The organism is Rhizobium sp. GR12, from assembly GCF_036596185.1.
Classification (GTDB): domain Bacteria; phylum Pseudomonadota; class Alphaproteobacteria; order Rhizobiales; family Rhizobiaceae; genus Agrobacterium; species Agrobacterium nepotum.
Genome location: NZ_JASXTH010000007.1, coordinates 154791 through 170177, shown reverse-complemented (window position 1 = coordinate 170177; position 15387 = coordinate 154791). Strand labels below are relative to the sequence as shown.

Here is a 15387-nt window from a genome sequence, read left to right as displayed (position 1 = left end):
TGCGATCGAATGAGCCGTCAAGGGCTGAACGGTAACGGCTACGCCGTAACATCGGTCTGAGCCTCCAAGAGGCAACGCAGGCACATTTATCCCGATTTCAGGACATTGGAACCACACCGACAGGACTGTCGTGTGAATGCCTTCCCGCGTGCGCAATTGGCGGGCGTGGAGCAGCGGCCGCCCCTGAAATCACAAAGACAAGACACAACGCGACCAATCAGGATTTTTTTAATGACTATAGGTTCTTCATTCTTTTCTTTCTCCCGACGGGGTCTGTTGACCACCACTCTTGCAGGCGCATTCGCGCTTCTGACGGCGGTGGGACCTGCTCCGGTTGAGGCCGCCGATAGCCCGCGCAACGGCGGTGACATCACCTTCCTTATCGATTCACTTGGCGATACCTGGATCCCGAACAATAGCGCCATTTCCAGCTTTCAGGGCCATATCTGGGGCCACGTGGCCGACAAGCTTCTTTATGTCGACGCCGACGGCAAGGTCAGCCCATGGCTTGCCGAGCGCTGGGAGCAGAACGACAAGGCCACCGAGTTCACACTTCACCTCAAAAGCGGCGTGACCTTCTCCGATGGCACGCCTCTCGATGCGTCGGCGGTCGTTGCCAATCTCGACATCTGGTATGCTGGCCGCAAGAGCGAGGGTATCAACCCGATCGGTCTTTTCCCCAAGACTTATGACCGCGCCGAGGCGGTGGACGCGACCACGGTGAAGGTCTTCTTCAAGAAGCCGACGCTCGGCTTTATCCCGACGCTTGGCTATCATGGCTCGATCCTGATTTCCCCGAAGACCATTGCACAGCCCGCAACCCAGCAGGCGGACCTCAGCAAGACCTCCGGCAGTGGCCCATATGTGGTCGAATCCTGGAAAGAAGGCGATTACGTCAAGCTGGTCAAACGCAAGGATTACAATTGGGGTCCGGCAGCCGTCGGACATACCGGCCCGGCCTTCCTGGATTCCATCACCTACAAGCTGGTGTCGGAACCCTCCCTGCGTGTCGCCTCCGTCCAGTCCGGCCAGGCCGATGTCGCCTACAATGCTTCGCCTCAGGAGCTGAAGTCGCTGCACGAGGAGGGCTTTACCGTCGCGACACCGCGTTATCTCGGCTTCGTGAATGGCTGGGCGGTCAACACCAAGCTTCCTCCCTATGATGACGTGAAGGTTCGTCAGGCGCTTCAGACCGGCATCAACCGGCAGGAAATCATCGACACCGTCTATACCCCGGACTGGAAACTCGCCACATCCTTCATCCAGAGCAACGTGCCGGGTGCGACCGATCACAGCGGTCTTCTCGCTTATGATCCCGCAAAGGCCGAAAAGCTGCTCGATGAGGCCGGCTGGGTGAAGGGCGCCGACGGCATCCGGACGAAGGACGGCAAACCACTGTCGCTGACGATCCACTCCAATCCCTATCTCGCAACCTCGAAGTCGGTCGATGAACTCATCGCCCAGCAACTCGGCAAGATCGGCTGGAAAGTCGCTATCCGCGCTTACGATGTCGTGACCTTCGGTGAGAAGGTCAAATTCGGCGGTGCGGCCGTGCCAACCTATGAGGTGACGCGCAGCTTCATCGATGCAGGCACCGTCGCCAGCATTCTCACCAACGCCAATAACGGCGAGAACTGGTTCGCCCTCGACGACCGCGACACGACGCTCAACGGACTGCGCGACAAGATCGCCGGTGCCGGTTCCGTCGATGAGCGTAGCCCGCTTCTCGACGAGTTGCAGAAATACGTCCTCGAGCAGGGCTATTTCATTCCCAGAACACAGATCGTGCAGCGGATCTACGTGCAGTCACCGAAGCTGAAGGGCGAAGTGTATAATGGCGTGGCTTATGCCAGCTACTACACCGCCTCCATCAGCGACTGACGGACACAAACGTGAAGGAGGTCACCGGCATGAGCAATGCCTACCTAACCTACGCCGCCAAGCGGCTTGGCCAGGCGGTCGTCGTCATACTGCTGGCTTATGTCTTCACCTTCGTGGTCGTCAGCATCCTGCCTGGCGACCCGATCACCAGCGTGCTGCGCAACCCTCAGAACGGGTTCACGGAGCAGGAGATCGCGGAAATCATCGCCGCGCAGGGGCTGGACAGACCGGTCATCGTGCAGCTGTGGTCGGCCCTGTCTGGTTTTCTGACAGGCGATCTGGGTCTCTCGATGCGATCCAATCGGCCCGTGGCGACCTTGATCGCCGAAGTGCTGCCCTCGACGCTCATTCTCGCATCGGCAGGCCTTGCGGTCGCGCTGATGCTGGCAATGGCGGTTGCCTATGGAACCCAGGTCGTACCCAAACGGTTCGCGCAGGGCTTGCTGAGAGGGTTTCCTTCCCTGTTCCTGTCCGTGCCCAATTTCGTGATCGGGCTGGTGCTCATCCACGTCTTCGGCTTCCAGATCGGCCTCTTCCGGGTGATCGATCCCAACAGTTTCTGGGCGACGCTCTTTGCGGCAGTCGCGCTGGGAATTCCAGTTTCAGCGCAGATTGCCGAAGTGCTCATCGCAAATCTCGATAAAGAAGCCGAGCAGGAATACGCCGCCGTCGCGCACGGTCGCGGCATCGGGCAGCTGCGCCTCTTCACGAAGCATCTGCTCAAGCCCGCCTCATTGCCCGTCGTAACGGTGGTGGCGCTGACCATAGGCGAGCTTCTCGGCGGCTCGCTGATCACCGAGACAGTGTTCGGGAGAACCGGTATCGGCAGTCTCGTGCAACGCTCGGTCAGCACGCAAGATCTGCCCGTGTTGCAGGCGATCGTCTCGCTGGGAGCGGTGGTTTTCGTGCTCATCAACCTGATTGCCGATCTGCTTTACCCCTTACTTGACCCGCGCGTGCAAATTCTCGGCGGGCAAAAGCGTCGTCCGACCACCGCCGACGAGGCTTCCACTACCAAGGCGGTGACACCATGACTTTTGCTTCAAACGCCTCTCTCCCGGGCGCCAACCATGCAAACCGGCTGGCAGCGCTGCGGATACCGCTCACCGTCGCGTTGTCCTTCACCATCATCGCGCTCGTCGTTGCCTGGTCGCTTGCACCCGGCCTGTTTACCAGCCACAGCCCCGTCGTCGGCGTGCCGGCGGACAAGTTGCTCGGTCCAAGCCTCGCACATTGGTTCGGCACCGACCACCTCGGTCGCGATGTCTATACACGCGTCGTTTATGGAACGTCCTCCTCCGTATCCAGCGCGCTCGTCGCGGTGGTCATCGGCGTTTTCGCCGGTGGTCTGATCGGGCTTCTGGCCGGCTTTCTCGGCGGCTGGGTCGACATCGTCCTTGCCCGGTTGGTCGACGTACTCCTGGCAATTCCAAAATTCCTGCTGGCGGTGATCGTCGTCACCGCCATCGGCTTCGAGACCATCAATGCTGCAATCGCCACCGGCGTCTCGGCCGTCGCCGTCTTCGCCCGCGTCACGCGTGCGGAGGTCATCAAGACCAGACAGGCGACATTCGTGGAAGCTTCGTTCCTGCTCGGCGGCTCGCGCTGGTACATTCTCCTGCGCCATGTCCTGCCGAACGCCTCACGCTCGGTGCTGCCTCTTGCCGTTCTGCAATTCGGCGAGTCGATCCTGGTGATCGCAAGCCTTGCCTTTCTCGGATACGGCGACCCGCCGCCCGCCTCCGACTGGGGCCTTCTGATCTCGATCGGCAAGGACTACCTCAAATGGCCGTGGCTGGTATACGCCCCCGCCTTCGTCACAATCGCGACCGTCCTCTCTGTAAACAGGATCAGCCGATGGCTACGCAAAACAGACTGACCAACACTATTACCCGCCCCCTGGCCATCGTGCCCAAGCCGTTGCAAGCGCGCCCGCTTCTTCAGGTCGATGATCTTTCGGTTGCATACGGGAGCCAGGAGGTCGTCAGTAACGTCTCCTTCGAACTCGGGCGCAGCAAGAGCCTTGCCCTCATCGGCGAGTCCGGCTCCGGCAAGTCGACGATCGCCCGCGCGGTCCTCCGACTTTTGCCCAGCGGAGGACATGCGACCGGCCGCGTCACCTTCGGTGATCAGGAGATACTGGGGTTACCGGAGCGCAATTTCCGGCCGTTGCGCGGACGGGCCATCGGCTTTGTCCCGCAGGATCCCGGCAATTCGCTCAACCCGGTCAGGACAATCGGCTCGCAGGCAATGGAAGCGGCGGCACTGCTTGATGAACCTGACAAGGCGATCCGCAAGGCGCTCATTCTCGAGACTTTCGCGCAGGTGGGACTCGACAATCCGAATGTCGTCTATGATTCCTACCCACACCAATTGTCGGGCGGCATGTTGCAGCGCGTGCTCATCGGCCTTGCGGTTCTGCCCCGTCCCTCGCTTCTGGTCGCGGACGAGCCGACCTCGGCGTTGGATGTGACGATCCAGAAACGTATCCTCGATCTGCTTTCGCGGTTGCAGCAGGAACTGGGTATCAGCCTGCTCCTCATCACCCACGATCTGGCGATCGCCGCCGAACGGGCGGATTCGCTGGTGGTCCTGAAGGGCGGCACCGTTCAGGAGGCCGGAAGCACCGCATCGGTCTTTTCCGCACCGGCCTCCGCCTATGCAAGGAAACTGCATGCCGACGTCCCGGCCCTCAATCCGGACCGCTACGCCCGGCTGCGCGACCCGGGTTTCCGTTTACTGAAGGCCGATGCCGCCACGAAGCCCAAGATCGCGATCAACGCCGTCACCAAGAATTTCAGGGTCGGCGACAGGGTACTGACGGCGGTCAACAACGTATCCTTCACCGTGCCTGCCGGCACCACCCATGCGCTGGTCGGCGAATCCGGTTCTGGCAAGACGACGACCATCCGGCTGCTGCTCGGCCTCGAGGAACCCGACACCGGCACGATATCGGTAGCCGGCGAAGAGTTGACCGGCCGCTCCCACGCATCGCTGCGCGCAACATGGCGTCATCTCCAGTTCGTCTACCAGAACCCGTTTACCTCGCTCGATCCGACCTGGAATGTCGAGCAGCTGGTGCGCGAGCCGCTTGACCGCTTCAAGATCGGAACCCGCACTGAACGGCTCGACACTGTCCGCGAGGCTCTGGCCAATGTAGGCTTGAGCGAACATCTGCTCACCCGCAAACCAGCGGCCCTTTCGGGCGGCCAGCGCCAGCGCGTGGCCATTGCCCGGGCGCTGGTTCTCAGGCCTGATGTGATCGTGCTCGATGAGCCGACCTCCGCGCTCGACGTCAGTGTGCAAGCCGATATCGTCGAAGTGCTGCTCTCATTGCAGGCGAAGCTCGGCCTGACCTATGTTTTCGTCTCCCATGATCTCGCGCTGGTACGCCAGCTCGCCCACACCGTCTCGGTGATGCAGCGCGGGTGTATCGTCGAACACGGAACAGTCGTCGATATCTTCGACAATCCACAGCATCCCTATACGGCGTCGCTGCTGGAATCGATTCCATCCGGCGCAGCTACCATCGCCCGTGTGCCACAGGCTTCGCCCCGGCGGGTTCTCGACAAGGAAAAGATCGCATGACCATCGCCGCGCCCGCCGATACCCAGCCTGCACCCTTCCGTCCCAAACAGCGGCTCGGCTTCAACACTCGGGTCTCCTTCAACGACGATGCCGGGCCGGCGCAGGGGCTGCGCGAAGGCATCGGACTGTTCAAGGCCGCCGAACAACTGGGCTATCAGTCCGGTTGGGCCTATCAGCGGCATTTCGACCACTATCTGTCCTCGCCGCTTCCGTTCTTCGCCGCCGCCGGCCAGCACACCCGCCATATCACGCTGGGTTCCGCAGTCATCCCGATGCGCTATCAGGATCCGATCCTGCTCGCCGAGGCGGCGGGCACGACCGACCTGCTGATCGACGGGCGGCTGGAACTTGCTATCTCGACCGGCACAAACGCCACCTTTGACGCCGTATTCGGCACGGTTGACACCGATGCCCGAACGGAGGCAAGACGCCGTCAGGCCCGCTTCCTCTCGGCAATCGCCGGCGATGTCCTGCACCGTACCGAAGGAGGAGAGGCCAATCCGGATGGCACCGAACTGCGCGTGACGCCGCACAGCCCGACCCTGCGCTCGCGTATTCGCCAAGGTGCTGCCAGCATTGGTTCGGCCGTGCAGGCGGCGGAACTCGGCATCGGCCTTATCTCGGGAACCGTGCAGCACGATCAGGCCGAAGGCGAGACTTTCGGACACTATCAGGCCCGCATCATCGAGGCTTTCCGCTCCACATGGCGCAAGACGTGGGAAACGGAACCGCCGCCAGTTGCTGTCGCCGCCTCCATTCTGGTTGGTACCACCACCGAGCTTCGGGAAAAATATGCGGCCTATGATCTGGAACGGCGCACCAAGGGTATTGCCGCGTCTCGCCCCAAAGGCGCTCTCGAACAGGCAGCCCAGCCCGCAGGTTATCAGATTTCGCCCGTCTTTCAGGGCACCCCCGATCAGGTACTGGAAGCGGTGTTCAACGATCCGGGCCTTGCAGCGGCCGATGAGGTCGTACTGTTTTTGCCGCCTGCCTTCGGCCTGGCCGAAAACATACGGCTGCTGACCGACCTTGCGGAAACGGTGGGCCCAAGCCTTGGCTGGTCGCCCGCCCGCTGACTACGCCGCAGCAGTTGCTGGTCCTATATCAGACGCCGTCGCAGGGAATATTTTCTACATATTCCATAGAAAAAGAAAGACCTGTCTTCCTCGTCAATCCGCCACGTCCTAACATGCCCGCATTGAACCTGAAGGAGCTCCCATGGCCGCGGAATTTATCAGCGTAAGCTTTCCAAATGCATCGAACGACCTCACCCCCCTGCCCGATGCGCCCGTGGATCCCGTCTTTCTGGAGCGTTATGCCCGTGTCCTCGATGATTACGGCTACAACTACACGCTGATCCCCTATTCCTCATCGTCCTTCGATCCTTTCACGCTGGGCGCCACGGTGCTGGCGCACACGAAACACATCAAGATCATCGTCGCCCTGCGGCCGAACACGGTTTATCCGACGGTTGCCGCCAAATCGCTCGCAACGCTCGACCAGTTGAGCGGAGGACGTGTCGTGGTGCACTTCATTGCCGGCGGCAGCGACGAAGAGCAGGCGCGCGAAGGTGATTTCCTCAACAAGGAGGAACGTTACGAGCGGCAAGAGGAATATATCCGTATCCTGCGTCTGGCGTGGACCTCCAAAGAGCCCTTCGACTTCGATGGAAAATATTACCAGTTCAAGCAATTCCGCAGCGCGGTGCGGCCCACCAACGGGCTTATTCCAATTTCGCTCGGTGGATCGTCTGATGCCGCCTATCGTATCGGCGGTTCGCTCTGCGATATCTTCGGGCTCTGGGGGGAACCGCTTGCCGAAACCAAGCAGCAGATCGAGCGGGTCTATGCGGAGGCCGCAAAAGCAGGCCGGACCGATCGCCCCCGCATCTGGGTCACCTTCCGGCCGATCGTCGCGGAGACGGACGAACTGGCCTGGGAAAAAGCCCACAGAACTCTGGATCGCCTGAACGAGAACCGCCAGAAAGGCATGACGCGCGCGCCGCTCAACGCGGCACGCCCGGCCAATGTCGGTTCGCAGCGGCTTCTGGAGATTGCCGCACGCGGCGACGTACATGACCGCGCCCTGTGGTACCCCACGGTCACCGCCACCAATGCCAGCGGCGCCACCACAGCACTGGTCGGCTCGCCACGCACGATTGCGGATTCCATTCTCGATTATATCGATCTTGGCGCCGACCTGATCTCGATCCGGGGCTATGACAATTACAACGATGCGGTCGATTATGGCCGGTATATCCTGCCGCTTGTTCGCGAGGGTATTCGCGAACGGGAAAATGCAAAGAAAAAGACCGCAGCCTGATGCCGCGATCCGGCCCGGTCGTCTGACCGGGCACTTTTTTGAAGTGCAGACGGAGCCGGCCACCCCTCGCCCGGGAGATGGCGTTCCACCACAGCCAGAGAGCCTCGACCCGCATGTCCCATGATACAATCGTCCTCGACGCAACCGTGCGCGTCCTTGCGCAGGCCGCACCGGATGCAGATCAGACCGGCCAGTTTCCCTGGAAGGGTATCCGAGCCGTTCACGAGAGCGGCCTTCTCGAAAGCACGGTTGCGACGCGCTATGGCGGCCAGGGCGCCACGCTTGCCGAGACCGCCCATATTCTGGCGGGACTTGGCCGGGGCGATCCTTCCGTGGCCCTCATCAGCGCCATGACGATCTTCACCCATCTCGCCCAGGCCGCAAAAAGCCACTGGCCCGAAGATCTCTACCGGCAACTTCTGGCAGATGCGAAACAACGCCCGCTGCTGCTCAATGCCGCGCGCGTCGAGCCGGAACTGGGTTCACCGGCGCGCGGCGGCCTGCCTGCAACGCTCGCCCGCCGGACAAAAAACGGCTGGTCGATCACCGGCCGCAAACGCTTCGTGACGGGCGCATATGGCCTCACGCATTTTCTTGTCTGGGCGCATACCGACGAAACGCCGGCGCGTGTCGGAACATTCGTAGTGCCGAACGGATTGCCGGGCATCAAGGTCATCGAGAACTGGCAGAGCCTCGGCATGCGCGCCACCGGATCGCATGACGTCGAATATGCCCATGTCGAAATCCCGGCGGAAAACGTCATTGATCTCGTCGATCCATCGGTGGCCCAGCAGGACAACCGGGCGCACGCCGCGATCACGCTGGCCTTGACCGCGCTTTATCTCGGCGTGGCCGAAGCCGCTCAGGCCAAATTCATCCGTTTTGCGCATGAGCGTGTGCCAGCCAATCTCGGCCATCCCATCGCCCGCACGGAACGTTTCATAACGCTTTCAGGCGAAATCGACCTTCTGGTTTCCGGTGCCCGCCAGATTATTTTCGGCACACTCGAAAACAGTAACGGCAACGCCGAAGACTTCATCAGGGCAAGGCTGCTTGCCGGCCGACAGCTGCACGAAGCCGTGCAGATCGCCGTGCGCGGCATCGGCAATCCAGGTCTTGGCACCGAGTTGGGGCTTGAACGGCATTTTCGCGACATCCAGACCGTGCTCGTCCATGCTCCGCAGGAAGATACGTCGATTGCGATTTTGGGTCGCGCCGCCTTTGGCCGCTGGAGCCGCGACGAAACTGCGGCCGCCCAGCCTCCGGCAGGGCTGCAAATCCTAAAAACCGCCTGAATAACAGTACCCGCACAAAGCCGTGTCCCTAACCATGGGCAAGCTTTCGCGCCGGGCCGAAGACCGTGAAGCTGAGGGCGGCGAGCAGCCAGACGCTGATGCCGGCATAGAGCATGACCAGACCGAAACCGTCTGCGAGTGCCTGATGGACGAGCGCATCCGAAATACCCCGTGTCGATCCGGCGGTTCCGGCGGCGATCTTCTCCGCGAGCGAACGCAGATCGAAGCTATCCGTGCCGGACGGCAGGTTCGTCCGAAGCGACGACCAGACGCCCTCAACCAGAATGAAGCCCATGATGGGGATATTGATGGCAAGCGAGATCATTCGTGCGCTCATGTCGATGCCGGAGGCCATTCCGGAACGCGCGGCCGGAACCGCACCCGTTGTGGTGTTGGTGACCGGCGTGTTGGTCAGCCCAAGCCCGATACCGGACAGGATGCAGCCGGGCAGCATGGTCAGCCAACTCGCATTTGCGGCACCGCTGCCAAGTTTCATCAGCATGAAGCCGAGACCAATGGTGAACAGCCCAGCCGGGATGACGAGACGGGGTTGATAACGCAATGACAGGCGCTCGGCCAGCGGCGGCACGACCAGCGCGGGCAGCGTGTAGGCGAGTAGGCCGAGGCCGGCGGTGACGCTGTCATAACCGAGGCCCGCCTGAAACCAGATCGGCAGATAGATCATGAACGGCCAGAAGCTGATGTTCATCGCCGCCGAGCCGACGATCGCCCCGGAAAAAGGCCGGATCTGGAATACGGAGAAGTCGAACATCGGTCTCGGAGTGAGCTTTTCCACGATGACGAAGGCGATGAAACTCGCAACCGAGATGCCGAGGATCAAAAGCGCTTTTGCACTGGCAAAGCCGAGTTCCGGCCCCTGCGTGATGAAAAAGGCGAGACAGAACACGGCAACCGAGAGCGTGGTGATACCGGCTAGATCAAGACGGGTTGCCTCCGGATCGCGTGATTCTCTGACGCCACCCACGGCAAGCAGCAATGTCACGATGCTGAGCGCCACGTGAACGAGAAACACCCATTCCCAGCTCCACAGCGCAACGATGGCGCCGCCGATGATCGGCCCGAAACCCAGCCCCACACCGGAGACTATACCCCACCAGCCGAACGCCATGCCGCGCTCACGGGCCGTGCGGAACTGGTGTGATAGGATGGCGATCTGGCACACCAGCATCGCTCCGCCGCTCAAGCCCTGAAGAAAGCGGGCGCCGATCAGCACGGCCACGCTTTCAGTCATTCCGCAGGCGAGAGAGGAAAGGGCAAAAGCGACGATGCTGGCGACGAAGACGCGTTTGCGGCCGAAACGATCAGCCAGGGCACCGGTTGCCATCAGCACCATGGTCACGCCGATCGTATAGGCGTTCATGATCCACTGAAGCTGCCGGAAATCCGCATGCAACACCTGTTCGAGCGTTGGCAGGATTGCGGGTACGCTGGAGATTTCCAGTCCGAACATCAGGGCGGAAAGACAGACGGCGGCGAGCGCGAAGGCGCTTCTGCTGCCGGGCGGGGCGGTAACGGCAAGGGTCATTCTTCAGCCTTTTTTTGGTTCGGACCCTCACGGCGACATTCGGTCATGGCGAAAGACGCGCTCGCTCCGGTCCGTGTGTTGGGAACTGAAGGCAAACTAGTGAAAGCTTGACCATAACTGAATTGGATGATTGGATATTTCAGAGATAACAAATCAGGATTATCGATATGACCACGCTGGATGTGGATGCCGTCCAGGCCTTCGTTACCATCGCCGATCTGCAGAGTTTCACCCGCGCCGCCGAAACGCTTGGAACCACACAGGGCGCCATTAGCGTCAAGCTCAAGCGGCTGGAAGACCGGCTCGGTCAACGGCTCCTCGAACGGACCCCCCGTTCGGTGCGGCTGTCTGCGCAGGGCGCCCTGTTTCTCGCCCCCGCGCGCGAATTCCTCGCCGCGCATGATCGCGCCATGACCGGCCTTTCTTCTACTCGCCGGCGCTTCGGCCTTGGCATTGCCGCCCATGTTGCAGGACCTGAAGTTCCGACCCTGCTGGCGCGGCTCAACGCACATGATCCGGGACTGACGATAGAAGTGCGGATGGACAATTCCCGTGTCTTGCTGGACGCCTTCGACCGCGGCGAAATAGACGCCGCGATCATCCGGCGCGAAGATGACAGGCGCGATGGCGAAGTGCTCGGACCGGAGCATTTCGGCTGGTTCGCAACTCCGCAATTCGAGCATCGTCAGGGCGAGCCCTTGCGGTTGGCAGCACTTTCGCCCGCCTGCGGCGTGCGCGATATCGCCACCCGCGCTCTGGATTCCGCCGCCATCGCGTGGACGGAAGTCTTTCTTGGTGGCACATCATCGATGGTAACCGCAGCCGTTTCGGCAGGACTCGCCATTTCGGCCTTCTCCTGCCGGCTGGCACCGCCCGGCACGGTCGAGGTGAGCCAGCGTTTCGGCCTGCCGCCATTACCCCCCACGGAGATCATCATGTTCTCCACCCTTACCGACGGCAGATCCCGCGAGGCGTTGCGCACGCTCGCCGCCGCGTTCCGGGAGCATCGCCCGGGATCGTGAGGGACAACCGAAAGACCTGATCAGGCCGTTCCCGGCAGCTTCAGGATTATTTTTATTGCCTTCCTGCGCAAGCACGACCCATGTATCCTTCGCTCCCCACCGCCACGGAGTCTCCATGTCCCTTCCCCAAAAAATTGGTTTTATCGGAACTGGAGCGATCACCGACGCTATGGTGCGGGGGCTGCTCAGCAAGCCTGTCGCCGTGCCGCATGTGATGGTATCCCAACGCAGTGCGGATATCTCCGCAAAGCTTGCCGCCGATTTTCCGCAGGTGATCGTTTCCGGTGACAATCAGGCGATCGTCGATGGCTGCGACACCGTGGTTCTGGCGATCCGCCCTCAGATCGCCGAGGAAGTCATCCGGCCCCTGCGGTTCCGCGACGGACAAAAGGTCATAAGCGTCGTTGCCGCAACCGACCGGCAGGCCCTTCTCGACTGGATCGGCAAGGATGTGCGTCTCACCCAGGCGATCCCGCTGCCTTTCGTCGCCCGGCGCAAGGGCGTCACCGCTGTCTACCCGTCCGATACGGATACGGCGGCGATTTTCAACGTGCTCGGCAACGCGGTGGAATGCGAGACGAAGGTGGAATATGACCTTCTCGCCGCCGCAAGCGCCCTGATGGCCACCTATTTCGGCATCATGCAGCAGACGACGGTGTGGCTTTCCGAAAACGGCCTTCCGGAAGAAAAGGGCCGCGCCTATCTCGCTCCCCTCTTCGCCGGACTCTCGGAGGTAGCGCTCCTTGCCGACAAGAATACCGACTTCACCGATCTCAGCCGCGAATTCGCCACCAAGGGCGGCCTGAACGAGCAGGTCCTGCAGGACTTCGATGGCAACGGCGGTTCGGGCGCACTTAAGCAGGCATTAAGCCGCGTATTGCAACGGATCACGCAATAGACGGCCATTTGAGGTGGCGTTTCTAGACCTATAAAGGTGTCTGCGTTTACAGCACCTTTGCCCATTCGTGGCCCGGGTGCAAGCGATCAAGACAATCCCGCAGCCATCGACGTTCAGGCGCTGGCAATTTCGGTGCTGCATTTGCGAAGTCTTCCTCGTCCTTGGGCCGACGGTGCTTTGCCTTGAACAGAAGTACGGCGGCGGGATTGAGGTAAGGGATGCCGTCGGCGGTCAATGCGACCATTTCGATCCGGGGCCGTGTAACTTGCGAATCCCTCTTATACACCCAACTGCCATTCGTTCCCGGCTCGATCATCATATCGACCCGCCAACGGCCGGCGGCGCGGTCGAAACACCAGATCTGGAAGATTTCCGTCGCCGGTTCCCGATCGGCGCTCAACAGATCGAGCACGCCGTCATTGACCGTGTAGAATTCCATACCGTTCAATTCGCGCCGGAAAATGCCCAGATCTTCACGCAGGACCGTGAATTCGAGATCGTCATGCTCGCGTGTCTTGCCTCCATGCCAGAGATCGAGAGCCCAGCCGCCAACGACGCACCACGGTCTTGCTACACCGTCCAGTCGCCGGGATAGCTCGGCAGGGCTCCAAGCTTCCCATGCATCCTCGTCGGGTACGATCGGGCGATTACTCATGGTTATAATGTCTCTTTTCCTCTGGGTGCCGTGGTGGCGATTTTAGCTCCGGTGATGTCAGGCCGCCCGCCTCAACAACCCTGCCAGAAGCGTCAGCGCGCCGGTCAAGTCGTCGAATGACGGACCGCCGAGGCAAAGACGAATACCGCTTTTCTGATCTTCCGGCTCCACCATCATGGACCCTGGAGGGGTCAACCTTATACCGCTCGCCGCGGCGATGGATACGAAGCGATTGGCGGCTTCGCGTTCCATCGGTAGCCAGACGTTGTATGCATCGGGATGCGAGACAATATCCCCGGTGCCGAAAAGGGAAACGGCAAGACCGGAGCGCCGCCGTGCCTCATGACGCAGATCCCGCTGGATCGACGAGATGACGCCGGTGGTCAGCCAGTCCTCGACCACTGCGCAGGAGAGCGCCGAAGGGGCCATCGGCACATCCTGCAAAAGCTGTTCCGCTGCATCCTTCAGTCCAGCCGGCAGCGCAAGCACGCCGATTTGCAGACCGGGACCGAGCGACTTGGACAACCCGTTCACATGCAGCGAGATATCAGGAGCCAATGCCGCCAACGGGCGCGAACCGGCGTCGGACGCCGCATAAACACCATCCTCGACGATCCAGACACCTGCCCGGCGGCAAATATCTACGATCGCCTGCCGCCGCACAGCGCCCATGGTAGCGGTTGTCGGATTGTGCAGCGTCGGCGTCAGATAAACCGCTCTGCCGCCGTGCGGTTTCGTGCCACCGAGCGCTTCAGCAAGCGCCTCCGGCACCATCCCCTCGGCATCGATCTCCACACCCTGCATCCGGCACCCTTTGCGCCGGAGAAGTGCGAGCGCGCCGGGATAGGTGATCCGTTCGGTCAGCAGCAGACCGTGCGGGCCGCAAGCGAGATCGAAGGCCAATGACAGCGCCTGACGGGCGCCGCTCGTCAACACCAGATGCGAGGGATCGGCGGGCAGCCCCAGCGTCTCGAGCCAGCGGGCCACAACGCGGCGGTGTTCCACATGTCCGGCGGGCGGCGCGTAGAGATTGAAATGATCCGCATCGATCTTGCGCGCGATGCCGGTCAGCGTCTTCGCCAGAATGCGGGGGTTGAGTGTGGCCGGCGGCGCGTTGGACGAAAGATCGATCTGCCGATCGTTGTGCGCTTCCCGCAGCGCCACGAATGTTCCCCGGCCCTTGACGCTGCGCGTCAGGCCACGCCGTTCAAGAACGGCATAGGCTTTCGTCACCGTGCCGAGCCCCACGCCCAGTTTCCACGCGAGATCGCGATGGGCGGGCAGGCGGGCACCGGCCGTCAACCGCCCCTCGATAATGTCGTCGGCAAGCGCAAACACCAGCCGTTCGGCGGCATTCGCCTCGATGTTTGCAAGGCGAGGCATCCAGGGGGATTGCAGCAGCACGAGAGCAACCTCAACAAAAGTGTCACGGTACACTATTTCAATAAACAGAAAGTGCAACATAGGTTATGACGACGCTCTTGGCGCTCCAGCAACAGCGCAGAGAAGCCCTTCGATTTCCGGAGAAAACCCGAATGATCGCCAGCCAGCTCGCCCTCGTCTACGGCACCTATCTCATCGCCACCGCCAGTCCGGGGCCCAGCAACATGGCAATCATGGCAACGGCGATGCGTGACGGCCGCCTGCCGGCCCTTGTTTTGGCGGCTGGCGTCATGACCGGCTCGCTCTTCTGGGCCATCCTGACGGCGACCGGTCTGTCCGCCGTGCTCACCACCTATGCCGAGGCGCTTTTCGTCATCAAGATCGTCGGCGGCGTCTACCTGCTTTATCTCGCCTTTCGCGCCGGCAGATCGGCCCTGAAACCGGTCTCCGATTTTGCGGGTACCAATGCCCGGCGCGCGACGCCACGCTATCGGACGCTCTATCGGCAGGGCCTTATCATGCATATCGGAAACCCGAAGGCCATCATGTCGTGGATAGCGATCATGTCGCTGGGGTTTCGCGCGGACGCGTCCGCCGTCATGCTGCCGGCAATCATCGGCGGCTGCGCCCTCCTCGGCGTCATTGTTTTCGGCAGTTATGCCCTGCTCTTTTCCACCGCCTCGATGATAATGCTCTATACGAGATTGCGACGCTGGATCGAATCCGTGCTTTCTGCGGTATTTGCCGTTGCAGGACTTAAACTGCTTGTCTGGCAGAACTGACGGCCGACCTTCCGC

The 15387-nt window shown here is 61.4% G+C and carries 13 protein-coding genes; 10 read left to right on the top strand and 3 right to left on the bottom strand.

Features of this window, described 5'->3' with window-relative positions:
• Window positions 1-231: 231 nt before the first annotated feature.
• From QSK43_RS14085 to QSK43_RS14055, 7 genes are all read left to right on the top strand, one after another.
• Entirely contained in the window at window positions 232-1881 is a 1650-nt protein-coding gene (locus QSK43_RS14085) for an ABC transporter substrate-binding protein (protein ID WP_332303944.1), read from the top strand.
• A 29-nt stretch (window positions 1882-1910) separates the two neighbouring features.
• The gene (locus QSK43_RS14080; RefSeq protein WP_332304090.1) at window positions 1911-2915 is read left to right on the top strand and encodes an ABC transporter permease; all 1005 of its coding nucleotides are present in this window, start codon (window positions 1911-1913) and stop codon (window positions 2913-2915) included.
• Window positions 2912-3760 (top strand): ABC transporter permease, encoded by an 849-nt coding sequence (locus QSK43_RS14075; RefSeq protein WP_332303943.1) that lies wholly within the window; start codon window positions 2912-2914, stop codon window positions 3758-3760. Before QSK43_RS14080 ends, QSK43_RS14075 begins: the two co-directional genes overlap by 4 nt.
• Entirely contained in the window at window positions 3739-5469 is a 1731-nt protein-coding gene (locus tag QSK43_RS14070) for an ABC transporter ATP-binding protein (protein WP_332303942.1), read from the top strand. Before QSK43_RS14075 ends, QSK43_RS14070 begins: the two co-directional genes overlap by 22 nt.
• Entirely contained in the window at window positions 5466-6545 is a 1080-nt protein-coding gene (locus QSK43_RS14065; RefSeq protein ID WP_332303941.1) for an LLM class flavin-dependent oxidoreductase, read from the top strand. The genes QSK43_RS14070 and QSK43_RS14065 overlap by 4 nt, the downstream gene beginning before the upstream one ends.
• 142 nt (window positions 6546-6687) lie before the next feature.
• On the top strand, window positions 6688-7791 hold the full coding sequence (locus tag QSK43_RS14060) for an LLM class flavin-dependent oxidoreductase (protein WP_332303940.1): 1104 nt from the start codon (window positions 6688-6690) through the stop codon (window positions 7789-7791).
• A gap of 113 nt (window positions 7792-7904) precedes the next feature.
• On the top strand, window positions 7905-9086 hold the full coding sequence (locus QSK43_RS14055) for an acyl-CoA dehydrogenase family protein (protein ID WP_332303939.1): 1182 nt from the start codon (window positions 7905-7907) through the stop codon (window positions 9084-9086).
• Between the two features lie 28 nt (window positions 9087-9114).
• On the opposite strand, the gene QSK43_RS14050 is transcribed toward QSK43_RS14055, so the two are convergent.
• Window positions 9115-10632, bottom strand: coding sequence for an MFS transporter (locus QSK43_RS14050; protein WP_332303938.1), 1518 nt, complete (start codon window positions 10630-10632; stop codon window positions 9115-9117).
• A gap of 167 nt (window positions 10633-10799) precedes the next feature.
• On the opposite strand from QSK43_RS14050, the gene QSK43_RS14045 reads away from it, so the two are divergent.
• Together QSK43_RS14045 and QSK43_RS14040 are read left to right on the top strand one after the other, a co-directional pair.
• Window positions 10800-11654, top strand: coding sequence for a LysR family transcriptional regulator (locus QSK43_RS14045; protein ID WP_332303937.1), 855 nt, complete (start codon window positions 10800-10802; stop codon window positions 11652-11654).
• Between the two features lie 115 nt (window positions 11655-11769).
• Window positions 11770-12552 carry a pyrroline-5-carboxylate reductase gene (locus QSK43_RS14040; RefSeq protein WP_332303936.1) on the top strand — a complete coding sequence of 261 codons (783 nt, stop codon included), beginning with the start codon at window positions 11770-11772 and terminating at the stop codon, window positions 12550-12552.
• A gap of 46 nt (window positions 12553-12598) precedes the next feature.
• Here QSK43_RS14040 and QSK43_RS14035 read toward each other — a convergent pair whose 3' ends face one another.
• Together QSK43_RS14035 and QSK43_RS14030 are read right to left on the bottom strand one after the other, a co-directional pair.
• A complete protein-coding gene (locus tag QSK43_RS14035; RefSeq protein WP_332303935.1) occupies window positions 12599-13207 on the bottom strand; it encodes a nucleotidyltransferase domain-containing protein in 609 nt (202 codons plus the stop codon).
• A 57-nt stretch (window positions 13208-13264) separates the two neighbouring features.
• Window positions 13265-14590 carry an aminotransferase-like domain-containing protein gene (locus QSK43_RS14030; protein ID WP_332304089.1) on the bottom strand — a complete coding sequence of 442 codons (1326 nt, stop codon included), beginning with the start codon at window positions 14588-14590 and terminating at the stop codon, window positions 13265-13267.
• Between the two features lie 152 nt (window positions 14591-14742).
• Between QSK43_RS14030 and QSK43_RS14025 the strand changes: the two genes are divergently transcribed.
• Window positions 14743-15372 (top strand): LysE family translocator, encoded by a 630-nt coding sequence (locus tag QSK43_RS14025; RefSeq protein ID WP_332303934.1) that lies wholly within the window; start codon window positions 14743-14745, stop codon window positions 15370-15372.
• Window positions 15373-15387 lie beyond the last annotated feature (15 nt).

Excerpts from the sequence above, each read along its gene's own strand:
- QSK43_RS14025 (WP_332303934.1), top strand. The coding sequence starts at position 14,743 with ATGATCGCCAGCCAGCTCGCCCTCGTCTACGGCACCTATCTCATCGCC.
- QSK43_RS14070 (WP_332303942.1), top strand. The coding sequence starts at position 3,739 with ATGGCTACGCAAAACAGACTGACCAACACTATTACCCGCCCCCTGGCC.
- QSK43_RS14040 (WP_332303936.1), top strand. The coding sequence starts at position 11,770 with ATGTCCCTTCCCCAAAAAATTGGTTTTATCGGAACTGGAGCGATCACC.
- QSK43_RS14085 (WP_332303944.1), top strand. The coding sequence starts at position 232 with ATGACTATAGGTTCTTCATTCTTTTCTTTCTCCCGACGGGGTCTGTTG.
- QSK43_RS14060 (WP_332303940.1), top strand. The coding sequence starts at position 6,688 with ATGGCCGCGGAATTTATCAGCGTAAGCTTTCCAAATGCATCGAACGAC.
- QSK43_RS14055 (WP_332303939.1), top strand. The coding sequence starts at position 7,905 with ATGTCCCATGATACAATCGTCCTCGACGCAACCGTGCGCGTCCTTGCG.
- QSK43_RS14075 (WP_332303943.1), top strand. The coding sequence starts at position 2,912 with ATGACTTTTGCTTCAAACGCCTCTCTCCCGGGCGCCAACCATGCAAAC.
- QSK43_RS14080 (WP_332304090.1), top strand. The coding sequence starts at position 1,911 with ATGAGCAATGCCTACCTAACCTACGCCGCCAAGCGGCTTGGCCAGGCG.
- QSK43_RS14050 (WP_332303938.1), bottom strand. The coding sequence starts at position 10,632 with ATGACCCTTGCCGTTACCGCCCCGCCCGGCAGCAGAAGCGCCTTCGCG.
- QSK43_RS14045 (WP_332303937.1), top strand. The coding sequence starts at position 10,800 with ATGACCACGCTGGATGTGGATGCCGTCCAGGCCTTCGTTACCATCGCC.
- QSK43_RS14030 (WP_332304089.1), bottom strand. The coding sequence starts at position 14,590 with ATGCCTCGCCTTGCAAACATCGAGGCGAATGCCGCCGAACGGCTGGTG.
- QSK43_RS14065 (WP_332303941.1), top strand. The coding sequence starts at position 5,466 with ATGACCATCGCCGCGCCCGCCGATACCCAGCCTGCACCCTTCCGTCCC.
- QSK43_RS14035 (WP_332303935.1), bottom strand. The coding sequence starts at position 13,207 with ATGAGTAATCGCCCGATCGTACCCGACGAGGATGCATGGGAAGCTTGG.